7 protein-coding genes, 8 pseudogenes and 1 riboswitch are annotated in these 12,434 nt (G+C 59.8%); of the genes and pseudogenes, 9 read left to right on the plus strand and 6 right to left on the minus strand.

From position 1 onward, the window contains the following. From C1N59_RS23175 to crcB, 8 genes and pseudogenes are all read left to right on the plus strand, one after another. Nucleotides 1-453 (plus strand): annotated as a pseudogene (locus C1N59_RS23175) (YncE family protein); the annotation flags it as partial. A gap of 255 nt (nt 454-708) precedes the next feature. Continuing rightward, nucleotides 709-1,747, plus strand: a pseudogene (locus tag C1N59_RS23180) (C4-dicarboxylate ABC transporter). Between the two features lie 293 nt (nt 1,748-2,040). Then, the gene (locus tag C1N59_RS23185) at nt 2,041-2,340 is read left to right on the plus strand and encodes a uracil-DNA glycosylase family protein (protein ID WP_394551541.1); all 300 of its coding nucleotides are present in this window, start codon (nt 2,041-2,043) and stop codon (nt 2,338-2,340) included. A gap of 49 nt (nt 2,341-2,389) precedes the next feature. Next, nucleotides 2,390-2,459, plus strand: a riboswitch (Fluoride riboswitch). A 78-nt stretch (nt 2,460-2,537) separates the two neighbouring features. Continuing rightward, nucleotides 2,538-3,445, plus strand: a pseudogene (locus C1N59_RS23190) (DHHA2 domain-containing protein). Further along, a pseudogene (locus C1N59_RS23195) lies at nt 3,442-3,865 on the plus strand (universal stress protein). The pseudogenes C1N59_RS23190 and C1N59_RS23195 overlap by 4 nt, the downstream one beginning before the upstream one ends. Nucleotides 3,866-3,880: 15 nt before the next feature. Continuing rightward, nucleotides 3,881-5,169, plus strand: a pseudogene (gene eno, locus C1N59_RS23200) (phosphopyruvate hydratase). 43 nt (nt 5,170-5,212) lie between these two features. Further along, a pseudogene (locus C1N59_RS23205) lies at nt 5,213-5,917 on the plus strand (2,3-diphosphoglycerate-dependent phosphoglycerate mutase). Nucleotides 5,918-5,919: 2 nt separating this feature from the next. Beyond that, on the plus strand, nt 5,920-6,294 hold the full coding sequence (gene crcB, locus C1N59_RS23210) for a fluoride efflux transporter CrcB (RefSeq protein ID WP_199562916.1): 375 nt from the start codon (nt 5,920-5,922) through the stop codon (nt 6,292-6,294). A gap of 166 nt (nt 6,295-6,460) precedes the next feature. Here the strand turns inward: crcB and C1N59_RS23215 are convergent, their stop codons facing one another. The 5 genes and pseudogenes from C1N59_RS23215 to umuD form a co-directional block, all read right to left on the minus strand. Next, nucleotides 6,461-6,862, minus strand: coding sequence for a VOC family protein (locus C1N59_RS23215; RefSeq protein ID WP_014606795.1), 402 nt, complete (start codon nt 6,860-6,862; stop codon nt 6,461-6,463). Nucleotides 6,863-6,987: 125 nt separating this feature from the next. Continuing rightward, entirely contained in the window at nt 6,988-9,105 is a 2,118-nt protein-coding gene (locus tag C1N59_RS23220) for a tyrosine-type recombinase/integrase (RefSeq protein WP_394551544.1), read from the minus strand. A gap of 1 nt (nt 9,106) precedes the next feature. After that, nucleotides 9,107-10,089, minus strand: a pseudogene (locus tag C1N59_RS23225) (tyrosine-type recombinase/integrase). 73 nt (nt 10,090-10,162) lie between these two features. Continuing rightward, nucleotides 10,163-10,390: pseudogene (locus C1N59_RS23230) on the minus strand (DNA polymerase V subunit UmuC); the annotation flags it as partial. 8 nt (nt 10,391-10,398) lie between these two features. Next, nucleotides 10,399-10,848, minus strand: a complete 450-nt coding sequence (gene umuD / locus C1N59_RS23235) for a translesion error-prone DNA polymerase V autoproteolytic subunit (protein WP_394551546.1) — start codon at nt 10,846-10,848, stop codon at nt 10,399-10,401. Nucleotides 10,849-11,236: 388 nt separating this feature from the next. Here umuD and C1N59_RS23240 point away from each other — a divergent pair, with 388 nt between their 5' ends. Further along, nucleotides 11,237-11,515 carry an XRE family transcriptional regulator gene (locus tag C1N59_RS23240; protein WP_394551548.1) on the plus strand — a complete coding sequence of 93 codons (279 nt, stop codon included), beginning with the start codon at nt 11,237-11,239 and terminating at the stop codon, nt 11,513-11,515. A gap of 341 nt (nt 11,516-11,856) precedes the next feature. Here C1N59_RS23240 and C1N59_RS23245 read toward each other — a convergent pair whose 3' ends face one another. Further along, entirely contained in the window at nt 11,857-12,171 is a 315-nt protein-coding gene (locus C1N59_RS23245) for a hypothetical protein (protein WP_394551550.1), read from the minus strand. Nucleotides 12,172-12,434 lie beyond the last annotated feature (263 nt).

The raw sequence follows: 12,434 nt of genomic DNA on the forward strand, positions 1-12,434 counted from the left end.
TTTAAGGGCGATAAAATTACCCTGGTTGACGCCGTAACGGGCGAGATTCGCGGCGAGATAACAGGCTTCAGCAAGCTGCGCGCCATTTCAGCAGCGCCGACGGCCGCACACTGTACGCGGCTAACAGCGGCAGCAACACCATCGCCGTGGTTGACACACAGAAGCTCGCCATTACGGCAACCATTCCCGTGGGGCAGGATCCTTACGGTGCCGCCCTGACGCCGGATAACCGCTATGTTTACAGCGGCAACCTGGGCGACAACAGCCTCTCCGTTATTGATACCGCCGCCGGTAAGGTGGTCTCCACCGTTACCGGACTGGATGCGCCCGTCCAGCCATCGTTCAGCAAACGGTGTGCCCGCGCGTGGGTGCTGAATAAGACCTCAGCATTGCGGTCGTTGACCTGAAAAGAACCGCGTCACGGCCACGATTAAAAGCCCGCCGCAGGCCTGATTCAGTCCTTCCCTCACTCCGGCGGTGTGACGGTCCTTCCGGAGTGGGAGAGTCTAACCTTTTACTGGTTATTTTAACTGAATAACCTGTTTTAAAGATTTAACCCGACGTGCCTATACTCTTTCTGTCTACTCAGGAGATTACGGCATGAACGATAAAATATTTACCCTGCATAACGGAGCGCGCCCGCTGAGCGCGCTGAGCAGCCCGAAAGAGGCCATACGTCAGTTCACGCCTAACTGGTTCGCCGCGACCATGGGGACCGGTATCCTGTCTCTGTCTCTGGCGCAGTTCCCCTGGCCGGTTCCGGGATTACGCCTCGTCGCCGAGGGACTCTGGATGTTTAACATCTTCCTGTTCAGCGTCTTTGCCGTGATGTATCTGGCCCGCTGGGTGATGTACTTCGGTGAGGCAAAGCGCATCTTGGCCATTCAACGGTGTCCATGTTCTTCGGCACCATCCCGATGGGCATGGCCACCATCATCAACGGGCTGCTGGCGTTGGGCCTCCCCCGGTGGGGCTGACGTCTATCCCGTAGCGCACGCCCTGTGGTGGCTGGACGTGCGATGTCGCTGCTGTGTGGCGTGTTATCCCTACATGATGTTTACCCGGCAGCAGCACAGCATTGACCAGATGACCGCCGTCTGGTTACTGCCGGTCGTGGCCGCCGAGGTTGCGGCAGTCAGTGGCGGCCTGCTGCACCGCACATTGCCGACCCCCACGCGCAGCTCGGCATCATTATTACCAGCTACGTGCTGTGGGCGTACTCGTGCCGGTGGCGCTGAGCATCCCGCCATCCTGCTGCTGCGTATGGCGCTGCACAAGCTACCACACGAAAGCATGGCGGCCTCAAGCTGGCTGGCACTGGGCCGATTGGTACCGGCTCGCTGGGATGCTGGTCATCGGCGGAGATGCGCCCGGGTGTTTGCCGCGGCGGGCATGCCGGAAATCGGTCATATCGCGCAGGCGTGGGGTTCGTTGCCGGCATTCTCTTCTGGGGCTGCGGCCTGTGGTGGATGCTGCTGGCCACGCTGATAACCGTGCGATACTTCCGTGAAGGCATTCCGTTCAATCTGGGATGGTGGGGCTTTACCTTCCGCTGGGCGTGTACACGGTCGCCACGCTGAAGCTGTCCACCCTCGTTGACCTGGCGTTCTTTAAAGGCTTCGGTGCGCTTCTTGTCGTCATGCTGGCCGCCATGTGGCTGCTGGTCGCGGTGAAGACGGTGCGCGGGGCATGGAGCGGGAAACTGTTTGTTTCCCCCTGTCTGGCAGGCCTGGACCGGAAGCCGTGAGTGAAACCTGCACGTCGCTGCTGGACCCGTTTTACGCGAGGAACGCCTCGCGGCAGTCACCGCGCCGCACGTGGCCGCGCTGAATCGCTGGGTCAGCGGGCTGCGTCAGCACGGCGTGGAGCTGCCGTGGTTTGATCCGGCCGACGGCGGGACCGGGGCCGGACTGCTCGTCCTGCTGCAGTCGCCGGCGCGCAGCAGCCCGTCACCCCGGTTTGTGTCGCGGGATAACCCGGGGCCGGCCCAGCAGAACCTGGGCGGTTTCTGGCGGAAGCCGGTATTGCGCGCCGGACAGCGTGCTGTGGAATACGGTGCCCTGGGTCAGCGACGGGCCGCAGAAACGGCCCTCAGCGGCGGACATCCGCAGCGGCTGCGCCTGGCTTGAGGACGTGCTGGCGTATCTGCCCGCGCTGCGCGTGGTGGTGCTGGCCGGTGCCGTAGCGGCTCAGGCCCGCGGGACGGTCAGTCATCAGTGCCCCGGCGTCACGGTGCTGAAGATGCCTCACCCCAGTCCGCTTTCACTTTGCACAAGCCCGGCGGTGCCGGAAAACATCCGCCGGGTGCTCCGCGAAGCACGCGCTGCGCTGGCGGGCTGAGGGTGCCAGCAGAATAATACTGACAGGCTTTCCGTCTGGCTCTATACTCAGAGTACAGGGTGATGGCGTTCCACCTTTCCCAACCGCTCCGTTCCGGAGCTGATGACGCCTGATGTGACTCTTGATTTTCAGGAGGTGCGTCAGGCCGTCCTTACTTTCCTCCCGGCCTGCGTACTTCCCTTTACGGGGAGAGACCCTTGATACACGTTTTTGGCCACATCAATCCTGACAGCGACGCCATCTGCACGGCGGTCGTCACCGCTCACTGGCTGACCGGGCGCGGCATGGACGCCCGCGCATGGCGTCTCGGCGAGGCTAACCGGGAAACCCGCTTTATCTTTGACACCGCCGGTCTTACGCTGCCGCCGCTGCTCGCTATTCCGCTGCAGGATGAACGGGTGTGGCTGGTCGATTTCACCGAGCCGGCGCAGGGGCCTGACGACCTGCTCCGGAGCAACGTCGTGGCATCACTGACCACCACCGGCTGGGCGGGCTGATAACGCAACTGCCGCCGGAGGTGCATATCCGCCCGGTTGGCAGCAGCGCCACGCTGCTCTGGCTGCTGATGGACGCTGAAGCGCGCCGCACGCTGCCCCCGACGCTCGCCGTGCTTCTGCTGGGTGCACTCCTGAGTGACACCGTGAATCTTCGCTCGCCGACCACCACCGAAGACGATATCCGTTCGGCGACCGAACTGGGCGTGCTGTCCGGCGTAAACCGCAGAGCCTTCGCCCGTGACCTCCTCACCGCCAAAACGGACGTCAGCGGCCTCAGCGCCCAGCAGCTGCTGGGCAGGGACCTCAAGGCCTTCGTCATTGCCGGCACCGACGTGCGCATTGCCCAGATTGAGGTCAGCTCACCGACACAGGTTGCCCCCGTGATGGACGACCTGCTCGCTGCCCTGGCGTATCTGGCGGACCAGTCGGGTGCCGGGCTGACGGTGCTGATGTTGACCGACATTCGCGCCGGGTTTTCAACGCTTTACTTCGCCGGGCGGGAGAGCGTTAACGCGGCCTCCTGCTCCGTACCGGGCATGCTCAGCCGCAAAAAACAGCTTCTGCCGTGGCTTGAGTCCCGCCTTAACCAGAACGGGAGTTCATTATGACCTGCTACACCCACGCACTGATACTTGTGAACGACAAAGACGACGGCACCCTCCTGCTGAAACGGGCGGTCGCGCTGGCGCAGCCGCTCGGCATGAAAATCACCCTGGCCCACATCAGCGACGACTACCGGGAAATGAACTACGTGTCCGACAGCCTGATGGACGACGTCGTGTCGGAAGAGGTGCTGAAAGCCAAAGCGTTTATGAGCGAGCTGGCGGCCTCCGTGCCTGAGGCGGTAGACACGCGGGAGCTGGTGACCATGCGCCGCTTTGAGGACGTGGAGAAGTGCATCAATGAGCTGGCGTGGACCTCGTGCTTGCCGGCACCGCAACCGCTTTATGGGAATGCTGACGTCCCGCTCGGCGGAATACATCAACCACCTCACGGTGGATGTGCTTATTACTCACCTGAATGACTAAACCGGGAGAAACGCTATGCACTTTACACTGGATAACGTGACCGCCCGGGAAATTCTTGACTCTCGCGGCAACCCCACCGTTGAAGTTGAGGCCCGGACCCCGGACGGGATGATGGCACGCGCCTCGGTGCCTTCCGGGGCCAGCACCGGGTCGCGCGAGGCCGCAGAGCGCCGCGACGGTGACGCACAACGTTTTGGCGGCAAAGGCGTGCTGGATGCCGTCAGGGCGGTTAATACGGAAATCTGCGAAGCCGTGCGCGGCCTGGACGTGCGCGAGCAGCGGCAGCTGGACAACATCATGCTGATGCTGGACGGCACGGAGAACAAGAGTCGCCTGGGTGCCAATGCCATTCTGGGCGTATCGCTGGCGGTGGCCCGGCTGGCGGCACAGGCCTCGCACGAGCCGCTGTGGCGCTACCTGGGGGGCCTGCAGGCGAATCTGCTGCCCGTGCCGTGCATGAACATCATCAACGGCGGCGTGCACGCCCGCGGTCAGGGCGCGGACTTCCAGGAGTTCATGATAGCGCCACACGGGGCACCCACGCTGCGCGAGGCCGTGCGTCAGGGCAGCGAGGTCTACCAGGCGCTGCGCCAGATCCTGCTGGACAAAAAACTCTCAGCGGCAGTGGGCGACGAAGGCGGTTTTGCGCCCGCCGTGTCGTCGAACCGTGACCCGCTGGCGTTTATCGTACAGGCGATTGAGAAGGCGGGATACAGGCCCGGAGAGGACATCAGCATCTGCATGGACCCTGCCTCAAGTGAGTTTTTCGCTGACGGTCAGTATCATCTGCGCACCGAGGGCAGCGCGCTGAGCGCGGCGGAAATGACGGCATACTACGGCGAGCTGATGGACCAGTTTCCGGTCATCCTGCTGGAAGACGGCCTGGCCGAGGACGACTGGGCGGGCTGGAAGCATCTGCACCAGCAGCTTGCGGGCAGGGCCGAGCTGGTTGGTGACGACCTGTTTGTAACCAACGTGAAGTACATCCAGCGCGGCATTGACGAAAACCTCGCCAGCGCCGCGCTGATCAAGCTCAATCAGATAGGCTCGCTCAGCGAAACGCTGGACGCCGTGGCTCTCTGCCAGCGGCACGGCTGGGGTGCGTTCATGTCTCACCGCAGCGGGGAAACCACGGACACGTTCCTTGCCGATCTGACGGTGGCCCTGCGCGCGGGACACCTGAAAACCGGCGCGCCGTGCCGCGGCGAACGCGTGGAAAAGTACAACCAGCTGATGCGCATTGAGCAGGCGCTGGGTGAGGACGCGCACTACGCGGGCTTCATGCGTTTGTGCGCCGCACGTAACACATCCGCCGGACGGTCCCCGTCCGGCAAAGAAGGAATGCCTGTGGCCCCTGCAACGCTGATCCTCCTGCGGCACGGCGAAAGCCAGTGGAACCGGGAAAACCGTTTTACCGGCTGGACGGACGTGCCGCTGACGGTCAGGGGCGGCAGGAGGCCGACCGGGCCGGTGACGCGCTGCGGGCAGCGGGCCTTATGCCCGACCGTGTCTTCACCTCGGTGATGACACGCTGCGTTCACACGGTCTGGCGGGTGCTGGACCGTCTTGACCGAAGCTGGACGCCCGTGGAAAAGAGCTGGCGACTGAACGAGCGCCACTACGGTGCGCTGCAGGGCTGAACAAGGACGACGCTGCCCGGATGATGGGGAAGAGACCGTCCGGCTATGGCGCAAAAGCTTCAGCGGCATTCCGCCCGCAGACGCGGAGGCTCCGGCGCAGCTGCGTCGGGATCTGCGCTATCGCCGCGTTGCGCTGGCCGACCTGCCTGCAACGGAAAGCCTGGAAATGACCCTGCGTCGCGTCATGCCATACTGGCACCACGTTGTGGTGCCACAGCTGCGCTGCGGAAGTACCGTTCTGATTGTGGCGCACGGCAACACGCTGCGCGCCCTGACCATCTTTCTGAACGGCATGCCCCACGACAGCGTGGCACAGCTGCACATACCGACCGGCGTGCCGGTTGTATATGAAATGGATACGGCCGCACAGGTCGTGTGCCGTTATGTTCTGAATATTAAAAAAAAGGAGTGAACGTGAATCAGCTTTTTGCCGTCATCACCGGCGGTGCTTTAGGGTGTGTTATCCGCTGGCAGCTGGGCGCGCGCCTGAACGCGTTTTTTCCGGACCTGCCGCCGGGGACGCTGCTGGTCAACCTGCTGGGTGGATTTATCATCGGGGCGGCGCTGGCGTATTTTCTGCGCCATCCCGGCCTCGATCCGGCCTGGCGGCTGCTCATTACCACCGGGCTGTGTGGCGGAATGACGACCTTCTCCACATTCTCAGCTGAGGTTTTTGCCCTGCTGCAGTCAGGCAGCTATGCCTGGGCAGCCGCCTCGGTGCTGATACACGTGCTGGGTTCGCTGGCCATGACGGCGGCCGGATTTTATATCATGACGCTGTGTGGTTAACCCGGACCGTACGGCCTCTATCCAGGGGAGACCTCAGTGCAGCGACCGCTGCACTGAGGTCAGACAGTTCAGTATATTGTTCAGAAGCGCTCTCTGCGGGCCTGATCCGACAGGGTTTACGCCTGTAAGGCTTCCCCTAAATCCGGGACACTGTCGTGACAGAGTTTCAGGTCTGCCTGTTCTGGTAAAGGTCCCAGCGATTGCCATAGATGTCCTCAAACACGACAACCATTCCGTATTCTTCCTCGCGCGGCTCCTGACAGAAGTGGACGCCTTTTGCCTTCATAGCATTGTAGTCGCGCCAGAAGTCGTCGGTCTGCAGGAACAGAAAAACCCGTCCGCCGCACTGGTTGCCGATAAAGCCTTCCTGCCGGTCGTTCGACGCGCGGGCAAGAAGAATAGCACAGTCGCTGTCAGGGTCCGGCGTCACCACGACCCAGCGCTTACCCGGCTGCGGCGTGTCCTCAATCAGGGTAAAGCCCAGCTTATCAGTGTAATACTCAATTGCACGATCGTAGTCATCGACCACGACAGCCACATACCCCATACATCGCTTCTGTTTTCTCATCTGCTGCTCCATCAGTTACGTCATAACGCCCGCTATAATCAGATTCATATCAAATACGACGTTCGGTCGTCTGTACTGACTCTGAACTGACACCCTCAGACCGGACATTGTAAGCATTTGAGCACTCAGGATTGTGGGCCCAATTTTGTAAGAGCCTGCTCAACCTTTTCAGCATCCTGCTCCAGTACGGCTTTCTCATCGGGAGTGAGCGGGACCTCTTCGAGGTAACGCCGGATGGATGCTTTACTCTCCAGAATAAGCCCGCGCGCGCTGTCCTTCAGCAGGTTAAAATCGCAGCCGATGCAGGCCATCCGGTGCGGGCAGCTGCTCCAGAACGGATTTGTGCAGTATGAATCACCTAAATCATAATACGTTGCAGGGCCGGTCAGACTGGCGGCTTCGGGATCATGGTCTATCAGTACGCTGATCATGTGCGTGACTCTGTCTGCTTTTACAAACGAGGCAGCCAGCTGCGTCGGGCGGATACGGAGATAATGCATGGTGGACTGGGGCGTCGAATGGCCTGCCCACTGCATCAGTTCATACAGTGACATGCCCTGCGGTACGCTGGCCAGTGCGGTCAAGGCTGAGGCGCGTCCCCGGTGACTCGTTATTTTTCCGCCGCTGTCTTCAGCGGGAACCCCGGATCTGGCACACAGCATCGGTATCAGCGTGCGGTTGATGACGTCGCCGCCGGCAGGTTTTCCCCGGTACTGAAACAGAAACCGGACTTTCTCACCGGTCCGCTCGTCAGCAAGCATGGCCTGTTCTGACGGCCGTTTTTCCAGCCAGGCATCAACATATTTCTTCACTACTGCCGCCACCGGTTTCGTGAATGCTTTTGAGGTTTTTCCGACGGGAATATGCAGGTAGCACAGGGTACCGGCCGGGATGATGCTGCCGTCCTCTTTCACAATATCTTCAGCCTGCGGTGTGATACATCCTGTGGTCAGCCTGAGCAGTTCACCCTTCCTGAGCCCCGCATGGGTCCAGATTACAGCCATCGCCTGTAGCATGGCCAGCGGGTAATGTATTTCAGTTAACAGGTCTTCCTGACGCAGATTCAGGCTGGCCCATACCAGCTTCAGCCAGACCGGATCGTCGATAACCCTCGGATTGACTCCGCGGCGGAACAGAGAATTATCCGGTGTGGAGAGATGACGGGCAGGACTGAAACGCAGACGCCCCCATCCCCAGTTCTCATAGTCATTCATAAAGCGACGGAGAGAGTAAATAAAATTTGCACGGGAGTGAGGCATCATAGGCTCGCCAGAACGCGCTGATTTCCGGACACCTCTTTCCGTGCCCAGCTGCAGCTCATCCACGTTCATCCGGCCGACCGCCGCGATATAGCTGGCACAGACTTCCATGGTCCAGTCTGCGGGCTCCCGTACCTCCGGATGGGCCTCTGCCAGCCAGAGGCCGCAGCGCAGTATAAAGCTGTACTGCATTTCGCGGGTGCGAGGCCTCAGCACAGACGTTTCCCGCCAGCGCCGGCACCACCTGACCCAGGCCGGATCGATCCCGTCGACGGGCTTTTCATACCATCGGGTATAATTACGCATCCTCATCGGGGCGCTGAAGATGCCCAGTGCAGCAAGGCCGTGTGAAATCCGGCCAATGTACCGGGATGTCCCGCTATCTGTGTTGTTCTGGGCTTCCCACAGCAGTTCAGGCGTAAAGGTTTCAAGACGGGGATCTCTGTTCATGACCATCAGCGTGGCCAGTATGCCCGACAGATGCGTGACCTGACTACCCGCAGCATAGCCCAGCGATTTCAGGGTTTCAGTCAGGCGGTGAAGCTCCCGGAAGTAAATAGCCTGACCAAAAATGGCACAGGTATACAGGGCAGGTTTTCTGATGTCTGGCAGGCTGAGGGGATCATACCGTCCGGCGAAATGCCATGCAAAGGCGGCCATCAGCGGCCGTCCTTTTCCGTCCGTCCGGCTGAATGTCTGCCAGCGTTCCTGCGGCCATCGCCAGTACGGTATACCCGAAAGGTGCATCTCACGCAGGAGGTCCAGTATTATCAGGTCAGCAACCTCGCGGCTGCATCCGCTTTCTGCTGCGATGTCTTTCAGCGGCCTGATAAACTCAGGAGCAGGTTTCATCCGCAGCAGCCTGCCCCGGCTGTGAGAGGTGGCCAGTGCGGCCTTTTCAGGCTCAGTCAGTAAAGCATCAAGCCTGTAAGCGGAGAGGTCGAAGGGAAGCCACACATTCTCAGGCTGTTCAGACGCTGCCATATTATTCCTCCGTGCCGAAAATGAGGTTCGCCATCCTGATATCTGCCGTTTCAATCGCGCCTGCCATCCGGGCGGCAAGATCCCTGCCGGAAAGGTGAATATAAATCTGAGTGGTGCGCGGATCACGGTGACCTGCGTAGGTGGCAAGTTCGTGCAGTTTCCAGCCCGCACGGGCCAGATGCGTCAACCGCAGGTGGCGGAAAGTATGGGTTGAAATGTCGGGCAGCCCTGACTCAAGCGCCCATTTCCGTACCGTTTTGCTCCAGCTCCAGTAAGAGAGCGGTGCCCCCTGATTACGATCGGACTGAGAGCGGAACAGGGCTCCTTTTACCATCCCCGACAGCTTCATCTGTAAAAGATGAGCCGCCAGCACCGGCGTCAGGGCGGGACTGTAACAGACAATCCGTTCATGACGGTTCTTGGTGGTTTCAGCCCGGACGCGGATGAGGCGGTGGGCAAAGTCAAGGTCATCAGTACTCAGCGCGGTGACTTCCGATCGTCGCAGCGCACCGCAGTAGGTTAACGCCAGCATCAGCCGGTCACGAAGCGGAGAATCCGCGGCATGAGCCTGAAAAAGCTGCCACTGTGCATCGTCAGGAATACGCGGCAGCTTTACGATACGGGGAACCAGCCCCGTGCGGAACACAGCATGCCCGGCGTGCCGGAACGGGGCAGCGGATTTACCTTACACAGGTCAAGATACATCAGGAAGTCGTACCAGAGACGGACAGCCGACAGGCGCAGCTGGAGCGTGGCGCTTGCGGCCGGGAAAGGCATACCGGGTAACTGAGGACGGATGTAGGCAGCCATGTCATCAAACCTGACCTTTTCAGGTTCAATCCTGTTCCGGCTGCAGAACGCAAAATAATGACAGAGGGCTGCGCGGTAGGCGGTCAGGGTGGCGGGTGCCCGCCCCAGGTCGGACAGCAGCTTCAGCCAGCGTTCCGCCAGTAAAATGGCACTGTTGTTTAGTGGAGTCGTCATTGCGTTTACCTCTGAGGTCAGCGTTGCTGTTCAAAGTCTATACGATCAATGTTGCATTCCACTTAACTTACTAAAGCCCATAGTTAGAACTGAAAATGTGAACCTTTTCAGGTAAATGCTGCGCTTTTAACTGAAACCATGGCACCCCCATTTTGATACCCAGGGCTTTGGCCGCTTTGCTTCTTGCGATTACGCAGCCGTCGTTGTTCGAAAGGACCACAACGGGTTTTCCCCGCAAGTCAGGCCGGAAAAGGGCCTCACAGGACGCATAGAAACTGTTGACGTCAGCCAGACCAAACATCGGCATGGTTACCTCCGGCGCGCCTCGGTATTGTGGAAGAACCAGGTGACCACGCCCAGCAGGTGCAGCTCCTCCGGGTATATCACCGGATAGGCCGGGTTCATCGGGCGCAGCGCAATCTGTGGGTGCAGCTGCAGGCGTTTGACGGTGAACTCCCCGCCGACCTCCGCAATGACAATGTCGCCGTGGATGGCTGTTTTCGCGCGGTCGACGACCATCACGTCGCCGTCATACAGTCCCAGGTCTTCCATACTGCTGCCGCTGGCGCGCACAAAAAACGTGGCGGCCCGGTGGGTGATGCAGAGCTCGTTCAGGTCCAGTTCGCTCTCGACATAGTCGGTTGCTGGAGAGGGGAAACCGGCCGCGCAGCGTTCAACAAACAGCGGGATGCGCATGACGGAACGGATATCGGAAGGCCTGAATAGCGTCAGCCCGCCCTGAGAGGATGTCGCTTTCATGGTGCCGCTCTCCGGACTGAATGGGCTGAAGCCGGTGCGGTAATGAATGAATCTGGCATAGTTAATTTCCTCCCTAAATGATACTGTATATAAAAACAGTATTATTGAGCCGGAAGCGCATGGCAAGGGGAACGAAACGGTACGCTGATGAGGCGATGCCTATCTTACTGAGCAGGCTAATGATTTTTTTGTCGGGCAGTTTCAGTCAGGGAAGCGCGTAAGCAGTCGTTGCTGACATAAGTGAAATGACGCTTCCTCGTCCCGGCTGTTCGTTCCTCGCTCCGCTGCGGTACGCCTCAGCCTGGCCTGCGGCGAGCGTGGTCACCTCGCGTTTTAAGGGCAGGATTACCGGGCTGTATAAATGTTGAACGGGCGGGGGGTGTGTTTTATGCTCAGACAACATTCACGGCTGAAGGAAAGCCCGATGGAAGAGCAGGATTCAGTGGGCCGTTTTCTGGCGTCTCTGCTGGCTGAATACGGCATGAACACGGACGGGCTCTGCCGTCGCTCCGGCCTGCGGGAGAATGAGGTCAGCCTTATTCTGCGTGACATACTGGTCGTGACACCGGCCGTTGCGGAAAAGCTGGGGCGTGCGTTCTACTCACCCGGCTTCTGGCTGGTCCGCCAGGCCATGTCTGAGCGGAGAATGCTCAGTCAGGGCAGCTGAAAAATGCCCGGCGTACCGGGCTAAATAAATCAAGAAATACCATCTTCAGACTGACACGTCTGTGTGCAGCAGCAGGAAGCATAGTCACGTCCGGGAACTGTGTTGTAAGCAAATCAATTCCGTGTGTGACCGGGCGTGAATCCTCAGCATAATCAGCGCCCGGACAGGAGAGGGTTTCATCCGTTTAAGCAAAAAGGTTACCGCTTACGCTTGCAGGTATGCTCCTGAACGACCAGGCTGAGGGTTCCGCAAGTTAAGCAACCTTCTGAATGCCTGATTGTTCAGCCGCCCGGTACCGGGCGGTTTTTTTAATTTCATCCCGGCTGAAGACCTGCCGGCGATCAGAAAAAAATCACCGACGAAAAGCGCACGGCAAATATTGCGCTCAGAATGAAGTGCACCAGAAAAATGGCAAAAGCCACGCCCCCGAGCACGACTCCCGGAATGGTGTGCTTCTCTTTCAGGATGAACGTCAGTCCGGAGAGCACCGCGAGTGAAAGCAGGGCCTGCAGTACGTGACTCACCGGCAGCAGCCAGTACTGCCCGGCATAGACGCCCGCCTTGCTGATGGCCACAATCAGCGCGTTTCCGCCAAATCCCCATCCCCAGAATGTCTTCGCCAGACTCAGTTTTCCTGTCACAAGCGCCTTAAACATCGTCATTTCCCTGTGTTAACCTGATTCAGTTCAGGAAATTTAACATTACGCGACAGGCCCAGCGAGAGACTTTCCTGACATTCTCACTGAAGGCACGCTACCAGACCGAAAGGATGCCCGCGTGTGCCTGAGGCCCGTCAGGCAGGCGGCCAGCGTGTCCGGAGAAGGCGGGGCAGGGTAGCTTCAGGGTAATGACCTTTATCCGGCCTCAGTCACCGGCCAAAAAAAAGCCCGCCGGCATGAACGCGACGGGCCAGCCGGAG

The organism is Pantoea sp. SGAir0183 (assembly GCF_043545505.1).